This is a genomic window from Lutaonella thermophila (assembly GCF_055387725.1).
On the sequence record NZ_AP043783.1, the window covers coordinates 94,229 to 115,517 of the forward strand.

The following is a 21,289-nucleotide window of genomic DNA, read 5'->3' on the forward strand; positions in this document are numbered from 1 at the left end:
TAACACAAATTGTAATACAATGGCTTGGTTTAAAAGAAAAGAAAAAGGAATTCAAACGGCTACGAAAGAGAAGAAAGATACCCCAAAAGGGCTTTGGTATAAATCGCCTACCGGAAAAATTGTTGAAGCCGAAGAATTAGCCAAAAACTTTTACGTAAGTCCGGAAGATGACTATCACGTAAGAATTGGAAGTAAAGAATATTTTGAAATAATTTTTGACAACAACAAATTTAAAGAATTAGATAAAAACTTAACCTCTAAAGATCCTCTTAACTTTGTAGATACAAAAAAGTATACCGATAGATTAAAAGAAGCTCAAGAGAAAACAAAACTCAAGGATGCTGTTAGAACAGCCGTTGGAAAATCTAAAGGCGAAGATTTGGTGGTTGCTTGTATGGATTTTGCTTTTATTGGAGGCTCTATGGGAAGTGTTGTAGGAGAAAAAATAGCACGCGCTATAGATTATGCCCTTAAAAACAAAATCCCTTTTTTAATGATTTCTAAATCTGGTGGAGCCAGAATGCAAGAAGCCGCTTTATCACTTATGCAATTAGCCAAAACCTCATCTAAATTAGCTAAGCTGGCAGAAGCTAAAATACCTTACATTTCTTTATGTACAGATCCAACAACCGGTGGCACAACTGCATCATATGCTATGCTTGGTGATATAAATATAAGTGAGCCTGGAGCCCTTATAGGGTTTGCTGGGCCAAGAGTTGTAAAAGATACTGTAGGAAAGGAGCTTCCTGAAGGTTTTCAAACAGCAGAATTTGTTTTAGAACATGGTTTTTTAGACTTTATTGTTCATAGAAGTCAACTAAAAGATAAAGTAAATCTTTATTTAGATTTAATATTAAACAGACCTGTTAGAGCATAAAAAAAGGCTTGCCAATGGCAAGCCTTTTTTAATATCATCATTGCTTATCTAAGAAACCTTCTTAAAAAAACTTCTTTTGTTGTTCCGTCAGGATATGTTAAAATTCCTTTTGCATCACAACTTCCATCACCAAAGTCTAAACTTGCAGTAACATCATTTCTAGATATTTCTAAAACACCACTTACAATAAATCTACAAGCCAATTCTCTACGTAATGGTTCTACAATTGTTTTACTAAATACATTCCCTTGTTTTCCGGTAAATGTTCCTTGCCCTGTTATTAAGAAAACATTGTCTCCCCAATAACCGCTTCCGTAACCTTCTATCCATTCACGTGTACGGTTACCAACAAAACTTGCCGTGCTTCCGTCAGGCCAAGTTGCACTAAACTCACTTGAAGCATCAGATTGCGGATTACCACTCTCGTTAGCTCTCTTTCTAACAATAGATGCGCCGCCCTCTACAGCAACACCATTAAATGTAAAATTCTCTAAAGACAGGCTAATGGTTTTAGTAGCCATTTCCATGTCTTTATTATAACTCAAATAAATAATACCGCTTAAAACGTTACCATTTGGGAGCTCGCATCCGTCACCAAAATCAATTGTTTTTTCTTTGCTTGTGCTTGTTACTACCGTAGTAATTGTAACACAGTCCGGTAAAAAGTCAGATCTGTATTCTCCTTTACCACTTGCAGAGAGTTCATCGGCAGCATAAACTTCTTCTCCAATAGCCACAACATCTTCAGAGATAAGTTCTGCTTCATCGCTTAATGTTAATTCTGCCACATCTATGGCTTCATCATTTAATGTTATATCATCTTGTGCATTATCTTTACTACAAGACACAATTAATAACATTACTGTTGCTATTGTAGCAACCAAATACTGCTTTTTGAGATTTGTTTTCATAATTAATATATTTTTAACAGTTAACGTTTATAAGACTGAGTTATTGATAAAAGGTTTAATCAAAAACAAAAAAAAGTTTACAATAGCTTGATTTTAAATAATATTTTTATCTTTGCGGCTTGATAGATGGTCTATCAAATACATAAAAATTATTTAAATAATATTGGCATGTATTTAACTAAAGAAGTAAAAGCAGAAATTTTTAAAAAGTACGGTAAGTCTGAAAAAGACACCGGATCGCCTGAAGGGCAAATTGCGTTATTTACGCACAGAATTAATCACTTAACTCAGCACTTAAGAAGAAACAAAAAAGATTTCAACACAGAGCGCTCGTTAGTGAAACTGGTAGGTAAAAGAAGAAGCCTACTTGACTATTTAATGAAGAAGGATATTGAAAGATATCGTGCAATTATTAAAGAACTTAATATTAGAAAGTAACAAAAAGAGGCTTCGTGCCTCTTTTTTTGTTTATAATTAATTATTAAATTACCGGTCGTAAAAACGTTCTTCACACATTAAAAGCTTTACACTGAAGTTTTTCATTGGGTTACACAACTACGCAACAACAACACAACACCCTTTGTTTAACTGTACCTGTAAAAAAGCAGGTTAATTAAAATTTTATATGATTCCCGAAGTAAAACGAGAAATTATTGATTTAGGGGATGGTAGAACCATCTCTCTTGAAACCGGAAAGTTAGCAAAACAAGCAGACGGATCTGTTGTTGTTAGAATGGGCGATGCAATGCTCTTAGCAACAGTAGTTTCTGCCAGAACAGCAAATCCCGGTATAGATTTTTTACCCTTAACGGTAGATTATCGCGAAAAATTTGCAGCAGCCGGAAGATTTCCGGGCGGTTTCTTTAAAAGAGAAGCCAGACCAAGCGACCAAGAAGTTTTAACCATGCGTCTTGTAGACCGTGTATTAAGACCTCTTTTTCCAAAAGATTATCATGCCGAAACTCAGGTAATGATACAGTTAATGTCTCATGACGATAACGTTATGCCTGACGCATTAGCTGGGTTGGCAGCATCTGCCGCAATTCAACTATCAGATATTCCTTTTGAGTGCCCTATCTCTGAAGCTCGTGTGGCAAGAGTAGATGGTGAGTTTATAATAAACCCCAGCCCGGCTCAATTAAAAGAAGCAGATATTGATATAATTGTTGGCGCTTCAGAAGATTCTGTTACCATGGTAGAAGGAGAAATGAAGGAGGTTTCAGAAAAAGAAATGGCCGATGCTATTAAATTTGCACACGAAGCAATTAAATTACAATGCCAAGCTCAACGTCGTTTAGCAGAAGCTGTTGGTAAAAAAGAAACCAGAGAGTACGAGCCTGAAAACGAAGATGCAGATTTAGAGAAAAAAATATTTGAAGCGGCTTACCAAAAATGTTATGATATTGCTAAGCAGGCTTTATCTAAACAAGAAAGAGGCGAAAAATTTGCTGAAGTTAAAGAAGAAGTAGAAGCACTTTTTACTGAAGAAGAGTTAGAAGAAAAAGCCGAATTAATTTCTAAATATTTTTCTAAAGCTCAGAAAGAAGCTGTTAGAAACTTAGTGCTTAACGAAAACATTCGTTTAGATGGTAGAAAACCTACCGATATCAGACCAATTTGGTGTGAGGTAGATTATCTTCCTTCTACACATGGCTCTGCAATATTTACAAGAGGAGAAACCCAAGCGCTTGCCACTGTTACCTTAGGAACATCTAGAGAAGCCAATGTAATTGATTTACCTACTGAGCAAGGTGAAGAAAAGTTTTATTTACACTACAACTTCCCACCATTCTCTACCGGAGAAGCTCGCCCAATTAGAGGAACATCAAGAAGAGAGATTGGTCATGGTAACTTAGCACAACGCGCCTTAAAAGGAATGATTCCTGAAGATTGCCCTTATACCGTTCGTGTTGTATCAGAAGTATTAGAATCTAACGGTTCTTCATCTATGGCAACTGTTTGTGCCGGTACAATGGCATTAATGGATGCAGGCGTACAATTACAAAAGCCTGTATCTGGTATTGCTATGGGATTAATTACAGATGGTGAGAAATTTGCAGTACTATCTGATATTTTAGGCGACGAAGACCATTTGGGCGACATGGACTTTAAAGTAACCGGTACGGCAGACGGTATTACAGCGTGCCAAATGGATATTAAAATTAAAGGCCTATCGTACGAAATCCTTATCCAAGCTCTAGAACAAGCAAGAGAAGGAAGGTTACACATTTTAAGTAAACTAACCGAAACTATAGAGAAGCCTAGACCAAATGTTAAAGCTCATGCTCCAAAAATAATTACTACTGTAATACCAGGTGAGTATATTGGAGTTTTAATTGGTCCGGGAGGTAAAACTATTCAAGAGTTACAAAAAGCAACAAATACCACTATTGTAATTGAAGAAGTTGATGAAAAAGGTGTGGTAGAAATTCTTGGAACAGATCAAGACGGAATTAATAGAGTGCTCGATAAAATAGCAGCTATTACTTTTACACCTCAAGCCGGAGAAATTTACGAAGTAAAAGTAGTTAAGTTATTAGATTTTGGTGCTGTTGTAGAGTATACACAAGCACCCGGTAATGAAACCTTACTTCATATCTCTGAACTTGCTTGGGAACGCACAAACAATGTTACCGACGTGGTTAATTTAGGAGATGTCTTTGAAGTTAAATACTTTGGGTTTGATCCTAAAACTAAGCGCGAGAAGGTTTCAAGAAAGGCTCTTTTACCAAAACCCGAAGGTTATAAAGAAAGACCAAGAAACCCAAATAACAGAGGTAATAATAGGCCTGGTGGAGACAGAAAACCAAGACCAAACAGAAACAATTAATTATTACTACATAAAACGCCTTCAAGTTGAAGGCGTTTTTTAATACAAACAATTTTTTTATACTTTTTTGTAACATAAACTCCAATTTGTACGTATAACCATATGCGAGCAACAAACAATCACTAAAATTTAGGAGTTTATATAGATGAGACAACTTAAAATTACGAAGCAGGTAACCAACAGAGAAACTGCTTCCCTGGATAAGTATCTTCAAGAAATAGGTAAGGTAGATTTAATTACTGCAGAAGAAGAAGTAGAATTAGCACAACGTATTAAAGCCGGAGACCAAAGAGCGTTAGAGAAATTAACTAAAGCCAATTTGCGTTTTGTGGTATCGGTTGCTAAACAATACCAAAACCAAGGATTAACCCTACCAGACTTAATAAACGAAGGTAATCTTGGCTTAATAAAAGCAGCACAACGTTTTGATGAAACCAGAGGTTTTAAATTTATATCGTATGCTGTTTGGTGGATTAGGCAATCTATCTTACAAGCACTTGCAGAACAATCCAGAATTGTAAGATTACCGCTTAACAAGATTGGTTCTATTAATAAAATTAATAAAACCTATGCTTTTTTAGAGCAAGCTCATGAGCGTGTACCAAGTGCCGAAGAAATTGCTAAAGAGCTAGACATGAGCGTAAACGACGTAAAAGAGTCTATGAAAAACTCTGGTCGTCACGTATCTATGGATGCTCCTTTAGTTGAAGGAGAAGACTCTAACCTATACGATGTATTACGAAGCGGAGAATCTCCTAATCCTGACAAAGAATTAATGCACGAATCTCTAAGAACAGAGATTGAACGTGCTTTAGAAACATTAACACCTCGTGAGGCAGATGTTATTCGTCTTTACTTTGGTTTAGGCGATCAACATCCAATGACTTTAGAAGAAATTGGAGAGACGTTTGACCTAACTCGTGAGCGTGTTAGACAGATTAAAGAAAAGGCTATTAGAAGACTTAAACACACTTCTAGAAGTAAGATATTAAAAACCTATTTAGGATAAATTTCGTATATTACGCAAAAGCAGTTACAAAGCATAACTGTTCGTTTTTTGATTGATGAATGAACCCCGGTGCAAGCCGGGGTTTTTTATTAACTCTGTTTATAATAATTGGTGTATTTTTGTGCCTAAACCAATTAAAAAAATGAAAACAATAATAGCTCCCTCTATACTTGCTGCAGATTTTGCCAACTTACAACAAGACATAGAAATGGTAAATAACAGTAAGGCAGAATGGTTTCATTTAGATGTCATGGATGGTGTTTTTGTTCCGAATATTTCGTTCGGAATGCCTGTTATACAGGCCATTGCCAAGCATACAAAAAAGCCTTTAGATGTTCATTTAATGATTGTAGATCCTGATAGATATATTGAAACCTTTGCTAAAATAGGAGCTAATATATTAACCGTACATTATGAAGCTTGTACGCATTTGCACCGCACAATTCAGGCTATTAAAGCCAACGGAATGCAAGCCGGTGTAGCCTTAAATCCGCATACTCCCGTAACTGTACTGCAAGATATTATTAATGATATTGATTTGGTTTGTGTTATGAGTGTAAACCCCGGTTTTGGAGGTCAAAAATTTATTGCAAACACGTTTAACAAAGTACAACAACTACGCGAATTAATTATAGCCAAAAATGCAACTGCTAAAATTGAAATAGATGGCGGTGTAAATAGCGCTAATGCCCCTGAGTTAACTAAAGCAGGAGCAAATGTACTTGTAGCCGGCAGCTTTGTTTTTTCTAGCAACAATCCGGTAAAAACTATTGAAGATTTATTTGAAACTACTAACGTTTAATAAAACTGTAAAAAATACTTTATTACATCTGTCGTAGTAACAATTCCGACTAAATCTCCATTTTCAACAACTGGTAAAGCATGAAACTCTCTTGATGCCAAAATTTCTGCAACTTCTTTTATAGTAGCTTTTGGCGATACTGTTACCGGATTATGCATCATTACTTGCGGTACCGAAAACATATCATAAACAATACTCTCTACAGTTTCATCATCTTCATCTATTGTATCTGCATAACTGATTCTCAATAAATCTGTATAGCTTAAAATCCCTCTAATTTTATTCCCTTCTACAACAGGAAGGTGTCTAATGTTATGCTTTTTAAATAGGCGTTCAGCTTTATATAAAGTATCGTCTATATTAAGTTTAACAAGTTCTGTGGTCATTATTTGTGATACGGTAATGGTATCTTTAATTATATTTTTCATAGCGCAAACAATTTTTAAATTCTACATTAAATTTACAAAGCAGATACTTTAAAAAGTATGATGAAAGTCATATAACACAAAAAGCCTGCTTTAAAGCAGGCTTTTTGTGACCGTGGAAGGATTCGAACCCTCAACCCTCAGAGCCGAAATCTGATGTTCTATCCAGTTGAACTACACGGCCTAAAACACTAAAAAATATTAGCTTAATTTTTGTTTTACAATTGTAGAAATAGTTTTACCATCTGCTTTACCGGCTAATTGTTTTGTAGCAATACCCATTACCTTACCCATATCTTTCATGCTTTCTGCTCCTACTTTTGCTATAATTGCCTCAACCTCTTTAGCAATTTCATCTTCACTTAATTGTTCCGGCAAAAATTGCGCTATTACTTTTGCTTGTGCTAATTCTGCTTCTGCTAAATCTTCACGGCCCTGTTGCGTGAAGATTGCTGCACTATCTTTACGTTGCTTAACTAATTTTTGTAGTAAAGCTAACTCTTGCTCAGAGCTTAATGTTGCAGATGAGCCTGTTTCTGTTTGAGCTAGCAAAATAGCCGATTTTACTGCTCTTAAAGCTTCTAAAGCAATGGTGTCTTTGGCTTTCATAGCCGTTTTCATACTATCTGTTATTTGTTGTTGTAGGCTCATTGTTTACCGATTTAAAATTTTGTTTGCAAAAATAAAAAAATAAACCCGATATCATTTTTCAGACACCGGGTTTAGTTTATGTAAATAGCGTAGGTTAAGTATATACTAATCTACATTGTCATGTAGAAAAGAATTATTTGATCTTAGTTGAATTTCGTTATTGCTATCTTCTCCAAGAGACAACCTTGAGGCGTTATTGTCTTGTGGGTTATCTAAATCTATTCCCATTCGTTTATAAGCCGGCTGTTTCTCTATCTCATCTATTTTAGTAAGATGATTAAACTTATAGTTAAACTCTTTTAATTTTCTTCGTCGCTCTTCTGCCCTGCTTTTAAGTGCTTCTTCTATTGAGCAATTAACCGGATCTGGCTCATCTGAATCTGATGCCGGTGAGTTTTCCTTTGGCACATCAACTGTTTTTTTCTCGAAAACAATAGCTTCAGGATTTGTCTCGGTTTCTGTTTCTTTTGGTGATGCTTTTGCTGCAGATAGTTTAGATTCTAACTCCATATAATCATCTAAACTATATCTTACTTCGCCCTCTTTAGACACTTCTGTAACCGGTATAACTTCTACCGGATCTTTAACTTTCATGTCTTTAATATCATCTGTTAAGTCAAATGTTACAACATTTGATTTTTCATCATCTTCCGCGTCTGAAGCGTTAGTGTCTGTGTTAGACAATGGAAAATCAAACGAAAGAGTAATTTGACTCTCATCGTCTTTTGATACCACCTCAGGATCTACAACGTCTATATCTTTAATAGAATCTGTTGTATCTACAATTTCAAAATCATTAAAAGCATCATTACTGTCTGATACCTCTTCATATACTACAGGTATATTTTTAATAATATCTGTGGTAGGAATCAGATCCATTTCTTGCTCTTTGGGAGCTATCTCATCATCATCAAACAATTTATGTTTTATTACTTCAGGCTCTTTATTTTTGGGCTGAGAGGTTGGTTTTTGGTATGTGGTTACGTTATCTAACCCGGAAGTTAAATCTTGCTCTACTTTTTGCTCATCTTCTAAAGTATGAATTATTTTTTTAGCTTCTGTATTTACAATTTCGTGTTGCTGCTCCGGATTAAAGCCAGTTGCAATAACAGTTACCGAAATTGCTTCGCCCAATGCCTCATCTTCTCCAACTCCCATTATAATGTTTGCACCATGACCGGCTTCGTTTTGAATATGATCATTAATCTCACCTATTTCATCTATTGTAATTTCTTGGGTACCCGAAACTATTAGCAACAATACATTTTTAGCTCCGGTTATTTTATTATCGTTTAATAACGGAGAATCTAACGCTTTCATGATAGCATCGTGAGCCCTACTTGATCCGGTAGCAGTTGCAGAACCCATAATAGCTGTACCGCTATTAGACAGTACGGTTTTAGCATCACGAAGGTCAATATTCTGGGTGTAATGGTGTGTTATAACTTCGGCAATACCTCGAGCAGCAGTAGCTAACACTTCGTCGGCTTTAGAGAAACCAGCTTTAAACCCTAAATTACCATACACCTCGCGTAGCTTATTATTATTAATAACAATTAAAGAATCTACATTAGCTCTTAATTTTTCGACACCCATTTGAGCTTGATCGTTACGCATTTTCCCCTCAAAAGAAAACGGAATTGTAACAATACCTACTGTTAAAATATCGAGTTCTTTGGCATATTTTGCAATAACAGGTGCAGCTCCGGTACCAGTACCACCACCCATTCCGGCAGTTATGAATACCATTTTGGTATTGGTATCTAACATTGCCTTAATCTCTTCGAAGCTTTCCATTGCGGCTTGCTCGCCAATATCTGGGTTTGCTCCGGCGCCTAATCCTTCGGTTAGGGTAACTCCTAATTGGATTTTATTAGGAACAGGACTGTTTTGCAGTGCTTGGGCGTCTGTATTGCAAACTACAAAATCTACCCCTTTTATTCCTAATTGAAACATGTGGTTAATGGCGTTGCTACCTCCACCACCAACTCCTATAACTTTAATTACATTGCTTTGATTTTTAGGTAAATCAAACGAAATGCTATCAATTCCTGTGTTGCTACTCATAAGTTCGTTTTTACTGGTTTATTCTGCGTTATCTAAAAAATCTTTTAGCTTCTCTGACCACTTTTCAAAAATAGATTTTCGTTCTTTTTTTGGTGGTTGAGCTGCTATATTGGTGTCTTCTGAGTTATCTGTTGTATGCTGTGCTTCTACAGCTTGTGTTTTTTTAATCTGCTCTTGTTTTTGTTGGTTTTCTATAGCATTCATAAGTAAACCCGTAGCAGTTGCATAAACAGGACTGGCAACTTCTTCGTCTGAATCTCCTGCTAAATGCTCATTAGGATAACCAATCCTGGTATCCATTCCTGTTATGTACTCAACGAGCTGTTTTAAATGCTTTAACTGGCTTCCTCCTCCTGTTAAAACAATACCTGCTATTAGTTTTTTCTTTTGCTCTTCGTGCCCATAATTTTTTATCTCTAAATACACTTGCTCAATAATCTCTACAGCACGGGCATGAATTATTTTAGACAAATTTTTTAGTGTTATTTCTTTAGGTTCTCTTCCTCGAAGTCCAGGGATTGAAACAATTTCGTTGTCTTTATTTTCTCCCGGCCAAGCAGAACCAAACTTTATTTTAAGTAACTCTGCCTGTTTCTCTATAATAGAGCAACCCTCTTTTATGTCTTCTGTAATTACATTTCCGCCAAACGGGATAACGGCTGTATGCCTAATAATTCCGTCTTTAAAAATAGCCAGGTCTGTTGTCCCTCCTCCAATATCAATTAAAGCTACACCTGCCTCTTTTTCTTCTTGACTTAATACCGCATTTGCAGAAGCTAAAGGCTCTAACGTGATTCCGGCTAAATCTAATCCGGCACTTTTAACACATCTTCCTATATTTCTAATAGACGATACTTGACCTACTACTACATGAAACTTAGCTTCTAAGCGACCACCATACATCCCTATTGGCTCTTTAATTTCTGCTTGCCCATCTACTTTGTATTCTTGTGGTAATACATGAATTATTTCTTCTCCGGGCAGCATTACCAACTTATAAACTTGATTGCATAGCTGATCTAGATCGTCTTCATTAATTACCTCTTCGGCATTGGGCCTGGTAATGTAATCACTGTGTTGAAGGCTTCTAATATGTTGACCCGCTATGCCTACTACAACCTCTTTGATTTTTACTCCGGCTGCACTCTCTGCTTCTTGTACTGCCTGCTGAATAGATTGTATGGTTTGAGTAATATTATTTACAACTCCTCGGTGTACACCAAGGCTTTTAGATTTACCTATACCTAAAATATCGAGCTTGTTATACTCGTTTAATCGGCCAACCATTGCCACAATTTTGGTTGTACCAATATCTAATCCAACTGCGAATCTATCCTTTTCCATACGTTATTTTTTAGTGCACACCACTTGGTTACCAAATTCTAAATTCACTTTAGTATAATTATGCAACGTACCATCTTTTAATGCTTTTTTATAAAAAGCTTTAAAGTTGCTAAACTTTTTGTGTAATGCTGTTGCTTTACCCAATTGCACTACAAAATCTTCTGTACGCAACTTAAGTTCAAAACGATTATTTGTACAGTGAATACCTATTATGTTTTTCTTTAAAAAAGCGTCGTTGTTTATATATTTTGATACCGCATAAGCATCGGTAAGATTAGCTTGACTAATTGCGCCGGTTATTAACGGTACTCGGGCCGAATATACTGTTGACAGTGGCATTTTTTTTCCTTCAACATCTATGTAGTATGGCACCGAAGCATTAACACGTGCAATAGGTGTTCTTTGCTTAATTTTTACCTCAAGACGCCCATTTACAGTTACATAAACCTGAGCCTCTTGAATCATTTGGTTAGTATTTAGGGCATTTTCTATTGTATTCAAATCTAAAGCATCTTTAATCACACTCGTAGACCCTTTAATATTTTGTATTAACAATTTATTAACCGTCTGGTAAGTAATAAACAATTTATCGTCGTCTAAAAATGTAATTTTCGGGTCTTTTATAACACGATTATCATTACGCTTATTTGTAAAAGAATACAATAGCGTAATCACAACAAAAAGCAATACTATTTTAAGTATGTTACTGTACTTTTTCATGACTGTAATGCTTTTTTTATTATTGGTACTTGTTCTGCAATATCTCCTGCTCCAATTGTTAAGATTACATTCGCGTTTGTTTGGTTTACATAATCAATTAAATCTGTTTTACTTACTACTGCTACGCTTTTATTTTTAATTTTTTCTGCCAGCCATTTTGATGTTACACCAGGTATAGGTTTTTCTCTTGCTGGATATATATCTAACAAAACAATCTCATCGAATTTTTCTAAACTTTTGGCAAATTCGTCTGCAAAATCTTTTGTTCTGCTAAACAGATGAGGCTGAAAAATAGCCAGCACTTTCTTATCAGGATACATTTCTCTGACAGCCTGATGTAATGCATTGATTTCTGTTGGATGATGTGCATAATCGTCTATAAACACTACATCGTCTGACTTTATATGATATGAGAACCTACGTTGAACCCCTTTAAATGTTGCTAAGGCACTGGCCAAATTGGTTGTTGGTATTGACAATTGATGCGCCATGGCAAAGGCAGCTAAAGCATTTAATAAATTATGCCTCCCGGGTTTAGAAAATCGTACTTTTTTAACTTGCTCTGTGGGAGTATTTATGGTAAATTCATACTCGCCGTTTATAACTTCTATACTTGTAATGTTATAGTCTGAATTATCTTCAATACCATAGGTAATTCCGTTAAAAGGCAACCCGCTTTTAACAAGTAGTTTACCTTGTTTTGGCACTTTTCCAGCAAATTCTTTAAAAGCTGTTTCTAACTGCTCGTGAGTTTTGTAAATATCAAGATGATCTGCATCTGTTGATGTAATACAAGCAATGTTTGGTGATAAGTGTAAAAATGAGCGATCAAACTCATCTGCTTCTACAACTGTATACGCATTCCCGTTTATTACAAGATTACTATTAAAGTTTTCTGCGATACCTCCCAAAAATGCGGTGAAAGAAACTTTATTTTCGAACAATAAATGTGCAAGAATACTAGAAGTTGTAGTTTTACCATGCGTTCCTGCAACCGCTAAACAAGTTGTACTTTCTGTAATTAAACCTAAAACCTCAGCTCGTTTTTTAATTGTATAACCATTACTTATAAAATAGTTGTAAATACTATTTGTTTTAGGTATTGCCGGAGTGTATATAACTAAAGTGTTAGTATTGTTGGTAAACGCTTCAGGAATAGCGCTTTCAGAATCAAAATCACTAACATTTATTCCGTTTTCTTGAAGCTCTTTTGTTAGGCTGGTTAAAGTTTTATCATAACCCGCCACATTTTTACCCAAATATTTAAAATAGCGTGCCAAGGCCGACATGCCAATTCCGCCAATTCCTATAAAAAACACATTATGTATAGTGTTTATATTCATGCTAACAACGCTTCTATATGGTTTACAATTTCTTGTGTTGCATTTGGCAACGCTAGTTCTTTAATATTATCACTTAATGATTCGCAAAGCTGACCGTCTTTAATTAATTGCTCTATTGTGGGTTTAAACATCATCATTGCGTCTGATTCTCTAACTAATAAAGCTGCATTTTTTTGTGTAACTGCCAATGCGTTTTTAGTTTGATGGTCTTCTGCTACATTTGGTGAGGGTATAAAAATTACCGGCTTTCCTACAATACAAAGCTCTGAAACCGATGAGGCTCCTGCTCTGGAAACTATAAAGTTAGATGCAGCATATGCTAAATCCATTCGATTTATAAAAGACATTACTTTTACTTTATCTGAATTGTATTTTTGATATTCTTGATAATATAACTTCCCGCATTGCCATAACACCGTTATGTTTTGTTGGGTTAAATACTCTAAATGTGCTTCTACCAGTTCATTTATCTTTTTTGCTCCTAAACTTCCCCCTAAAACCAGCAATACTTTATCTGTTTTAGAAACCTCAAAAAACTTTCTTGCTTCGTCTTCTTTAGAATTAACATCTAATAAATCTTGACGAACAGGATTACCGGTTTTTACAATTTTAGTTGCTGGGAAATATTTTTCTAATCCATCATAGGCTACAAATATTTTCTCTACATGTTTTGATAACCATTTATTAGTAATACCCGGATACGAATTCTGCTCTTGCAGCACACACGGAATTTTTTGCTTTGACGCCATTTTAACCAACGGAGCACTTGCATAACCTCCGGTGCCTACAACCAAATTTGGCTTAAAACGTTTAACAATTTTTCGGGCTTTATATAAACTTACCAACAGCTTTACCGGAAAGAGTAAGTTAGACAGGGTTAGTTTTCTTTGAATTCCGCTTATCCAAAGACCTTCTATAGGATATCCTGCTTCAGGAACACGTTGCATCTCCATTCTGTCTTTAGCTCCTACAAATAAAATCTCGGCATTTGCATAACGCTTTTTAAGTTCGTTAGCAATTGCTATTGCCGGATAAATATGCCCTCCGGTTCCTCCTCCTGATATGATAAATTTATAATTGCCCACTTAGTACTTCTAATGGATTTTCTTCTTTATTAATTGACGTTTTATTATCTGCCGGCTGGCGTTTTGCACTTACACTTAAAATTATTCCAACAGCCAGGCATGTCATCCAAATAGACGATCCTCCACTGCTTATTAAAGGCAAGTTTTGCCCCGTTACCGGAAACAGCTCTACAGCTACCGCCATATTTATCAATGCCTGAAACACTATTGGAAGCCCGGTTGCAATAACAACCAATTTCCCAAATACATTATTGGCTTTATTTGCAACCACCAGCACCCTAAACAAAAACATTAAGTATAAAAACAGTAAGAATAGTGCTCCGGCTGCACCATATTCTTCTACTATTATTGCATAAATAAAATCTGATGAGCTTTGGGGTAAAAAGTTTTTCATTACACTTTTACCCGCTCCTACGCCTACAATCCCACCGGTTGCAATAGCTATCTTTGCTTTTTCTATTTGATAGTTTGCATCGGGGTCATCTTTTGTTGTAAAGTTCTCAATACGACTAATCCAGGTATCTACTCTATTAGGAAACATCCCCGGAAAAGCTTTTGCGGTTAGTATAAAAAAGGTTAGCGCCACAATTCCTACTCCTACAATAGATGCTAAGTATTTTATTGGGTAGCCCCCCATAAAGCACAGCATTAAAACCATAAAAAATATAATTGCTGTTGTAGAAAAGTTTGCAGGAAGTATTAGTCCTAAAATCACAAAAACAGGCACCCAAAGCGGTAAAATACTTTCTTTAAAAGTAACAGTCTTATCTTTTATTTTAGAAAGGTATCTGGCAACATAAACCAACAACACAACCGAGGCTAAGTTTGACGTTTGGAAAGTAACTCCTACAAAAGGAATTCTAATCCAACGGCTCGCGTTTGCCCCGCCAATAGTAGTGCCTTGTGCTAAGGTATAAATAAGCAGCACTATTACAACCGGCAATGCTATTATAGATAAGCCCTTAAAATAATGATATGGTACTTTATGAACGGCATAAATAATAGTAAATCCAAGAATAAGCAGCATACCATGTTTAAGCAAATGCCCTACTGTTGTACCATTACCAATAACATACACCAGATTGGTACTGGCACTGTAAACAGGTAAAAACGAAAACAGCGCCAGTAAAGCAACTATAGCCCAAATGGCTTTATCTCCTTGTATGTTTTTTAGTATGGTTTTCATTAAAGTTCTCTAACTGCTGCTTTAAATTGTCTTCCTCTATCTTCGTAATTAGCAAACAAATCAAAACTTGCACATGCGGGAGAAAGTAATACTGTGTCTCCTTTCTCTGATAGACTATATGCTTTCTTTACAGCATCAGCCATAGAGTTGGTTTCTACAATTACATCTACAAGATTGCTGAAGGAATCAATTATTTTACGATTATCAAGTCCTAAACAGATTATAGCTTTTACTTTTTCTCTTACTAACGGATATAAAGGGGTATAATCATTACCCTTATCTTCTCCGCCAACAATCCAAACAATAGGCGTTTTAACACTATCTAAAGCATAAAATGTAGCATTCACGTTAGTTGCTTTAGAGTCGTTTATATATTGTACATTCTGAATTTTTAAGACTTTCTCCAGTCTGTGCTCCACGCCCTGAAAGCTTTGCAAGCTCTCTCTAATTGCTTGTTTTCTGATTTTTAATAAATGTGCTGCTGTAGATGCCGCCATGGCATTTTTTACATTGTGCTCTCCTTGAATTGTTAGTATATCTGTAGACATAGCTATTTGTTGATTTTTTACGTTTATTATTATGCTGTTGTTATCTAAATATGCTCCTTCTTGTAATTTCATTTTTGTTGAAAATGGTACTAATGTTGCTTTTGTTTTGTTGTTTTTTAGCCAGTTAACAATAGGCTCGTTATCTGCATCGTATATTAAATAATCTTCTTCTGTTTGATTTTTTGTAATTAAAAATTTTGATTCTACATACTTCTCAAACTTACCATCGTACCTATCTAAATGATCTGGGGTAATGTTGGTAATCACAGCTATATGAGGCTTAAATTTTAGTGTGCCATCTAACTGAAAACTGCTTACCTCTAACACATAAAATGGTGCGTCTTTCTCTGCTACCATTTGTGCAAAACTGTCTCCTATATTTCCGGCCATATTAACTTTTAAACCTCCCTTTTGCAGCAAATGATGCGTTAACATTGTGGTAGTTGTTTTACCATTACTACCAGTTATTGCTACTAATGTTGCTTGGGTAAACCAGCTAGCAAACTCTATTTCTGATATTATCTGAATACCTTTATTTTTAAGTTCTTGTACTATTTGTACTCTATCTGGTATTCCAGGGCTTTTAACTACTAGATGCGCATTTAGAATAATATCTTTGTTGTGCTTACCTTCCTCCCAGTCTATTTTATGATTTAAAAGAACGTCTTTATATTTTTCTTTAATGGTTCTTGCATCAGACAAGAACACGCTGTACCCTTTTATTTTACCTAAAACTGCAGCTCCTACACCACTCTCGCCTCCTCCTAAAACCACAAGTTTTTTCATACATTATCTCACTTTTAAAGTCACTATAGCTAATACTGCTAAAAGAATCCCTACAATTAAAAATCTGGCCACAATTTTGCTTTCATGGTATCCTTTTTTTTGAAAATGATGATGAAGCGGAGCCATTAAAAAAATACGTTTACCCTCTCCGTATTTTCGCTTGGTGTATTTAAAATATGTTACCTGAATCATTACAGAAATTGTTTCTGCAAAAAATATTGCGCAGAGAAGTGGTATTAGCAGCTCTTTTCTAACAGATAATGCTATTACTGCTATAATACCTCCGATGGTTAAACTACCGGTGTCTCCCATAAAAACTTGTGCCGGATATGCATTGTACCACAAAAACCCTACAAGCCCACCAACAAATGCCGAGATAAATATGGTAATCTCTCCAACCCTTGGTATGTACATTATATTTAAATAATCTGAGAAAACAATATTACCCGAAACCCAAGCAAAAATTCCGAGTGTTAAAACAACTATTGCCGATGAGCCTGCTGCAAGACCATCTATACCATCTGTTAAATTAGCTCCGTTAGATACTGCTGTTACAATAAATATTACAATAGGTATAAATATTAGCCAGACATATTTTTGATAGTTTTTACCTGCCCAAGAAATAAGCACGCCATAATCGAACTCATTGTTTTTTAAAAACGGAATGGTGGTTTTGGTTGATTTTTCTTCCGGCTTAAATTGTTTGTCTATTTCAACAACTGCTTCTGTGTTGGGTTTTGAGGTTTCAGGTAACTTTTCTCGAATAGTAACCTCCGGATGAAAGTATAGAGTTGCACCAACAATTAATCCAAGCCCTACTTGCCCCAACACTTTAAATCTTCCTTTTAACCCTTCCTTATCTTTTTTAAAGATTTTTATGTAGTCGTCTATAAAACCAATTGCTCCCATCCAGATGGTAGCTACTATTAGCAACGACACATAAACATTATCTAATCTGGCTAAAAGTAGAACAGGTATTAGAGTTGCAATGATTATTATTATACCGCCCATTGTTGGTGTACCTGTTTTTTGTGCCTGACCTTCTAATCCTAAATCACGAACGGTTTCACCAATCTGTTTTTTTCTAAGAATATTAATTATTCGCTTACCATAAATAGTAGAGATAAGTAATGATAACATAATGGCCAAGGCTGCCCTGAACGATATAAATTGGAAGAGCGAAGCCCCGGGCAACTGATAATTAATTTCTAAATATTCGAATAAATAGTATAACATATCTCTACTTATTTAGTTCGTTTAAAATTTTTATTACGGTCTGAAAATCATCAAAATGAAACCGTTTCCCTTTTATCTCTTGGTATGTTTCATGACCCTTACCCGCTATTAAAACAATATCATTAGTGTTTGCTAACTGGCAAGCCGTTTTAATAGCTTGTTGTCTGTTAGTTACTGCAAGTACTTTTTTAGTATTGTGAGGTGCTACTCCGGCCTCCATTTCTTTAATAATTTGATCTGGATCTTCAGATCTTGGATTATCTGATGTAAAAATCACTTTAGCACTTAATTCTGTAGCTATATTGCCCATAACCGGACGCTTCGCTCGGTCTCTGTCACCACCACACCCCACAACGGTGATAACTTCTTCATTTCCGGTTCTCAAGCTATTAATCGCATTAAGTACGCTTTTAAGCGCATCCGGTGTATGAGCATAATCTACAATAGCAGTAATTTTTTTTGGTGAAATGAAATACTGAAATCTTCCTGAAACACTCTCCAATTCGCTCAACAGCCGTAGCGCTTCTATTTTTTCTAATCCTAATAAAGTGGCAGCAGCATAAATAGCTAATAAATTATAAGCATTAAACTCGCCAATAAGCTTAGACCAAACTTCGTTATCTTCTATTTTTAATAATAATCCGCTAAACTGATTTTCTAATACTTGTGCCTTAAAATCTGCATAAGAGCGTAAGGCATAGGTATACTTTTTGGCCTTTGTGTTTTGCAACATTATCAGCCCGTTTTTATCGTCTACATTTGTTAAGGCAAATGCAGACGACGGAAGCTCATCAAAAAAACGTTTTTTTACATCTCTGTACGCTGCAAAAGAACCATGATAATCTAAATGATCGTGAGTTAAATTGGTAAATATTCCTCCGGCAAAGTACAATCCGGCTGTACGTTGTTGGTCTATTCCGTGCGAGCTAACCTCCATAAAGCAATACTCTACTCCTGCCTCACTCATTTCGTGCAAATACCTATTAATTGCAATAGGATTAGGAGTAGTATGTGTAGCCGGGTACACTTTAGTATCTACCATTACTTTAACTGTAGATAACAATCCTACTTTGTATCCTGCTTTCTTAAACAATTGATAAAGTAAACTTGTAACTGTTGTTTTACCATTTGTACCGGTAACTCCGACCAGTTTTAAATTTCTAGATGGGTTATCAAAATAGTTAGCTGCCATTATGGCCAGAGCTTCTTTTGTGTTTGGCACCTCTACATAGGTAATACCATTTACCAAAACATCCGGCAATGCTTCGCATATAATTGCCTTAGCCCCTGAATCTACCGCTTTTTTTATGTAATCATGCCCATCTGACAAGGTTCCTCTAACGGCAACAAAAACATCGTCTAAAGCTACTTCTCTAGAATCAAAATGCAGCTGGTTTACAGAAATGTTAGTGCTACCCGTTACGGCATTAATTCTAACTTTATATAATATGTCTTTTAAGATGGTCATGATAATTTAAGTACAATCGTTTTTACATTCTCTATTTTTTCTCCGCTTGGTATAGATTGTTCTTTAACTTTCCCGTTACCTACAACTTTAACTTTTAAGCCCATGTTCTCTAGTATGGAAACCGCATCCATACCACTCATACCTTTTACATTAGGTACTGTTTTATGTTGTTTTTGAACGTATTTAAAGTACTGCTCGTAAGCATCTTCTACTTTATTATTTTCTACATAAAGCTGATTTAGCGTATCTGTTCTAGGATTAATTGCAAATATTTTTTGTGCAATGCTTTTAAAAACCGGTCCCGAAACATCTGCCCCATAATATCCAACGCTTTTATCGGGTTCATGAATTACAACAATGCAAGAATATTTAGGGTTTTCTGCCGGGAAATAGCCTGCAAAAGTTGATATATATTTTAATTTAGATTTGTCTTTAGCATAATCTTTTTGGCTTGTTCCTGTTTTGCCTGCCATAGAAAAATTAGGGTCGTATAACTTATGTCCTGTGCCGTGCTCTTTTTCTATAACATTCTTTAAGATTTGCTGTGCCTTTTTTACTGTTTCTTTAGAGCAAATTGAAGGATGCAGCACCTCTTTATCAAACCTCTTAATTGTTTTATTCCACTCTCTTACTTCTTTAATTAGTCTTGGCTTTACGAGCTCCCCATTGTTTGCAATGGCATTATAAAAGGCTAACGTTTGTAAAGGAGTTAACGCTACCTCATAACCGTGAGACATCCAAGCAAGCGATATCCCAGACCACCCTTTTTCTCCGGGATAACGAATTACAGGAACACCTTCTCCCCTTATGGGTAAATCTAATGGTTTATGCAAACGCATATTGTATAAGCGTTTTACAAATTGTTCCGGGTTATCTTTGTATCCGTTATGAATTATTTTGGCAAATGCAGTATTTGAAGAAACTTCGAATGCTTCAGAAACAGTTATTTTACCATAACCTCCATGTCTAGAGTCTTTAACTACTCTATCATATACTTTAAATCTTCCTTTTTCTGTGTCTATTACCGAGTTGGTGTCTATAATTTTATCTTCTAAAGCAGCAACTAAAGACATTAGTTTAAAAGTAGACCCCGGTTCGTGCGATTCTCCGATTGCATAATTTAATCGTTCGTAATATTTACCTTCTTTATTTCTGCCTAAATTAGATATAGCTTTTATTTCTCCGGTTTCTGTCTCCATTACAATTACACAACCATGATCTGCTTTATATTTTTCTAATTGTTCTAATAAAGCATGATGCGCTATATCTTGAATATTTATGTCTATGGTAGAAACTACATCCCAGCCATCTTGAGGTTCTATTTCATTATCATCATTAATAGGTTTCCACTGCCCTTTAGCGATGCGCTGTTTGAGCCTTTTACCGGGTTTACCCCTTAAATACTCTCCAAACGCACCTTCTAAGCCTACTCTTGTATAATAACCGTTTTCATCTACACGCTCATATCCAACGCTTCGCTCTGCTATTTTACCCAACGGATGCTCTCTAACAGTACGTTGCTCTACTATTAAACCTCCTTTGTACGGACTAAGATTAAACAATGGAAATTGCTTAACACGCATATAATCTGTGTATCCTAAGTTTCTAAGCACCAGTAAATACCTGTGCTTATTAGCTCGGGCTTTCCTGAATATATTTTGATAGTAAGATGAGGGCTTGTTTGTGAAAATTGATAGCGAATCGGCAAGTGCTTTTACATTAGCTTCAAAATCTTTGCTTTTTGGTGCTACCGCATCAAATCTAATATCATATTTGGTAACCGATGTAGCCAACAAACTACCATCGTCTGAATACAAATTTCCCCTGTTGGGTTGTATTGTAAAGTTTTTAATTGTACGCTCATGCGCCAGCTTTCTGTATTTTTCTCCTTCTACTGTTTGTATGGTAATTAACTTTACAACAACCAAAATTGCAAACAAGAACATAGAGCCTGCAACAACATACAAACGGTTCATTATGTTTTTTTCTGCAATTGGCATA

General features: G+C 35.6%; 18 protein-coding genes and 1 tRNA gene. 5 read left to right on the plus strand and 14 right to left on the minus strand.

The genetic code is table 11. The features are described from left to right. Positions 1 to 19: 19 nt before the first annotated feature. Complete coding sequence (accD, locus tag ACZ5CF_RS00495) at positions 20 to 877, plus strand: acetyl-CoA carboxylase, carboxyltransferase subunit beta (RefSeq protein WP_464579646.1); 858 nt, start codon at positions 20 to 22, stop codon at positions 875 to 877. 44 nt (positions 878 to 921) lie between these two features. Here accD and ACZ5CF_RS00500 read toward each other — a convergent pair whose 3' ends face one another. Further along, the gene (locus ACZ5CF_RS00500) at positions 922 to 1,788 is read right to left on the minus strand and encodes a hypothetical protein (RefSeq protein ID WP_464579647.1); all 867 of its coding nucleotides are present in this window, start codon (positions 1,786 to 1,788) and stop codon (positions 922 to 924) included. A 168-nt stretch (positions 1,789 to 1,956) separates the two neighbouring features. Here ACZ5CF_RS00500 and rpsO point away from each other — a divergent pair, with 168 nt between their 5' ends. From rpsO to rpe, 4 genes are all read left to right on the plus strand, one after another. Beyond that, positions 1,957 to 2,226 (plus strand): 30S ribosomal protein S15, encoded by a 270-nt coding sequence (gene rpsO, locus ACZ5CF_RS00505; protein WP_464579648.1) that lies wholly within the window; start codon positions 1,957 to 1,959, stop codon positions 2,224 to 2,226. A gap of 187 nt (positions 2,227 to 2,413) precedes the next feature. Then, on the plus strand, positions 2,414 to 4,618 hold the full coding sequence (locus ACZ5CF_RS00510; protein WP_464579649.1) for a polyribonucleotide nucleotidyltransferase: 2,205 nt from the start codon (positions 2,414 to 2,416) through the stop codon (positions 4,616 to 4,618). Between the two features lie 145 nt (positions 4,619 to 4,763). Then, positions 4,764 to 5,627, plus strand: coding sequence for a sigma-70 family RNA polymerase sigma factor (locus ACZ5CF_RS00515; protein WP_464579650.1), 864 nt, complete (start codon positions 4,764 to 4,766; stop codon positions 5,625 to 5,627). Between the two features lie 142 nt (positions 5,628 to 5,769). Further along, positions 5,770 to 6,429, plus strand: a complete 660-nt coding sequence (gene rpe, locus ACZ5CF_RS00520; RefSeq protein ID WP_464579651.1) for a ribulose-phosphate 3-epimerase — start codon at positions 5,770 to 5,772, stop codon at positions 6,427 to 6,429. On the opposite strand, the gene ACZ5CF_RS00525 is transcribed toward rpe, so the two are convergent. The 13 genes from ACZ5CF_RS00525 to ACZ5CF_RS00585 all read right to left on the minus strand — a co-directional run bounded on the left by ACZ5CF_RS00525 (position 6,426) and on the right by ACZ5CF_RS00585 (position 21,288). Then, positions 6,426 to 6,845, minus strand: coding sequence for a CBS domain-containing protein (locus tag ACZ5CF_RS00525; protein ID WP_464580853.1), 420 nt, complete (start codon positions 6,843 to 6,845; stop codon positions 6,426 to 6,428). The genes rpe and ACZ5CF_RS00525 overlap by 4 nt on opposite strands. 119 nt (positions 6,846 to 6,964) lie before the next feature. After that, positions 6,965 to 7,038: transfer RNA gene (locus ACZ5CF_RS00530), tRNA-Arg, on the minus strand. Positions 7,039 to 7,055: 17 nt separating this feature from the next. After that, positions 7,056 to 7,505: a GatB/YqeY domain-containing protein gene (locus ACZ5CF_RS00535; protein ID WP_464579653.1), complete on the minus strand. Its 450-nt coding sequence runs from the start codon at positions 7,503 to 7,505 to the stop codon at positions 7,056 to 7,058. A gap of 105 nt (positions 7,506 to 7,610) precedes the next feature. Then, a complete protein-coding gene (gene ftsZ / locus ACZ5CF_RS00540) occupies positions 7,611 to 9,572 on the minus strand; it encodes a cell division protein FtsZ (protein WP_464579654.1) in 1,962 nt (653 codons plus the stop codon). 18 nt (positions 9,573 to 9,590) lie between these two features. Then, on the minus strand, positions 9,591 to 10,916 hold the full coding sequence (ftsA, locus tag ACZ5CF_RS00545) for a cell division protein FtsA (protein WP_464579656.1): 1,326 nt from the start codon (positions 10,914 to 10,916) through the stop codon (positions 9,591 to 9,593). A 3-nt stretch (positions 10,917 to 10,919) separates the two neighbouring features. After that, positions 10,920 to 11,636 (minus strand): cell division protein FtsQ/DivIB, encoded by a 717-nt coding sequence (locus ACZ5CF_RS00550; RefSeq protein WP_464579658.1) that lies wholly within the window; start codon positions 11,634 to 11,636, stop codon positions 10,920 to 10,922. Then, positions 11,633 to 12,979: a UDP-N-acetylmuramate--L-alanine ligase gene (murC, locus tag ACZ5CF_RS00555; RefSeq protein WP_464579659.1), complete on the minus strand. Its 1,347-nt coding sequence runs from the start codon at positions 12,977 to 12,979 to the stop codon at positions 11,633 to 11,635. Before murC ends, ACZ5CF_RS00550 begins: the two co-directional genes overlap by 4 nt. Then, entirely contained in the window at positions 12,976 to 14,064 is a 1,089-nt protein-coding gene (gene murG, locus ACZ5CF_RS00560) for an undecaprenyldiphospho-muramoylpentapeptide beta-N-acetylglucosaminyltransferase (protein WP_464579660.1), read from the minus strand. Before murG ends, murC begins: the two co-directional genes overlap by 4 nt. Next, positions 14,051 to 15,250: an FtsW/RodA/SpoVE family cell cycle protein gene (locus tag ACZ5CF_RS00565; protein WP_464579662.1), complete on the minus strand. Its 1,200-nt coding sequence runs from the start codon at positions 15,248 to 15,250 to the stop codon at positions 14,051 to 14,053. Before ACZ5CF_RS00565 ends, murG begins: the two co-directional genes overlap by 14 nt. Further along, positions 15,250 to 16,584 (minus strand): UDP-N-acetylmuramoyl-L-alanine--D-glutamate ligase, encoded by a 1,335-nt coding sequence (gene murD, locus ACZ5CF_RS00570; protein ID WP_464579664.1) that lies wholly within the window; start codon positions 16,582 to 16,584, stop codon positions 15,250 to 15,252. Before murD ends, ACZ5CF_RS00565 begins: the two co-directional genes overlap by 1 nt. 3 nt (positions 16,585 to 16,587) lie before the next feature. Further along, positions 16,588 to 17,820 (minus strand): phospho-N-acetylmuramoyl-pentapeptide-transferase, encoded by a 1,233-nt coding sequence (gene mraY, locus ACZ5CF_RS00575; protein ID WP_464579665.1) that lies wholly within the window; start codon positions 17,818 to 17,820, stop codon positions 16,588 to 16,590. Between the two features lie 4 nt (positions 17,821 to 17,824). Then, a complete protein-coding gene (locus ACZ5CF_RS00580) occupies positions 17,825 to 19,288 on the minus strand; it encodes a UDP-N-acetylmuramoyl-L-alanyl-D-glutamate--2,6-diaminopimelate ligase (RefSeq protein ID WP_464579666.1) in 1,464 nt (487 codons plus the stop codon). Further along, a complete protein-coding gene (locus tag ACZ5CF_RS00585; RefSeq protein WP_464579668.1) occupies positions 19,285 to 21,288 on the minus strand; it encodes a penicillin-binding protein in 2,004 nt (667 codons plus the stop codon). Before ACZ5CF_RS00585 ends, ACZ5CF_RS00580 begins: the two co-directional genes overlap by 4 nt. Between the last annotated feature and the right edge of the window lies 1 nt (position 21,289).

Bases quoted from the DNA above. Each gene is read 5' to 3' on its own strand.
- ACZ5CF_RS00550 (WP_464579658.1), bottom strand. From the start codon at position 11,636: ATGAAAAAGTACAGTAACATACTTAAAATAGTATTGCTTTTTGTTGTG.
- ACZ5CF_RS00580 (WP_464579666.1), bottom strand. From the start codon at position 19,288: ATGACCATCTTAAAAGACATATTATATAAAGTTAGAATTAATGCCGTA.
- mraY (WP_464579665.1), bottom strand. From the start codon at position 17,820: ATGTTATACTATTTATTCGAATATTTAGAAATTAATTATCAGTTGCCC.
- accD (WP_464579646.1), top strand. From the start codon at position 20: ATGGCTTGGTTTAAAAGAAAAGAAAAAGGAATTCAAACGGCTACGAAA.
- ftsZ (WP_464579654.1), bottom strand. From the start codon at position 9,572: ATGAGTAGCAACACAGGAATTGATAGCATTTCGTTTGATTTACCTAAA.
- ACZ5CF_RS00565 (WP_464579662.1), bottom strand. From the start codon at position 15,250: ATGAAAACCATACTAAAAAACATACAAGGAGATAAAGCCATTTGGGCT.
- murC (WP_464579659.1), bottom strand. From the start codon at position 12,979: ATGAATATAAACACTATACATAATGTGTTTTTTATAGGAATTGGCGGA.
- ACZ5CF_RS00585 (WP_464579668.1), bottom strand. From the start codon at position 21,288: ATGCCAATTGCAGAAAAAAACATAATGAACCGTTTGTATGTTGTTGCA.
- ACZ5CF_RS00515 (WP_464579650.1), top strand. From the start codon at position 4,764: ATGAGACAACTTAAAATTACGAAGCAGGTAACCAACAGAGAAACTGCT.
- ftsA (WP_464579656.1), bottom strand. From the start codon at position 10,916: ATGGAAAAGGATAGATTCGCAGTTGGATTAGATATTGGTACAACCAAA.
- ACZ5CF_RS00535 (WP_464579653.1), bottom strand. From the start codon at position 7,505: ATGAGCCTACAACAACAAATAACAGATAGTATGAAAACGGCTATGAAA.
- murD (WP_464579664.1), bottom strand. From the start codon at position 16,584: ATGAAAAAACTTGTGGTTTTAGGAGGAGGCGAGAGTGGTGTAGGAGCT.
- ACZ5CF_RS00510 (WP_464579649.1), top strand. From the start codon at position 2,414: ATGATTCCCGAAGTAAAACGAGAAATTATTGATTTAGGGGATGGTAGA.
- rpe (WP_464579651.1), top strand. From the start codon at position 5,770: ATGAAAACAATAATAGCTCCCTCTATACTTGCTGCAGATTTTGCCAAC.
- ACZ5CF_RS00500 (WP_464579647.1), bottom strand. From the start codon at position 1,788: ATGAAAACAAATCTCAAAAAGCAGTATTTGGTTGCTACAATAGCAACA.
- rpsO (WP_464579648.1), top strand. From the start codon at position 1,957: ATGTATTTAACTAAAGAAGTAAAAGCAGAAATTTTTAAAAAGTACGGT.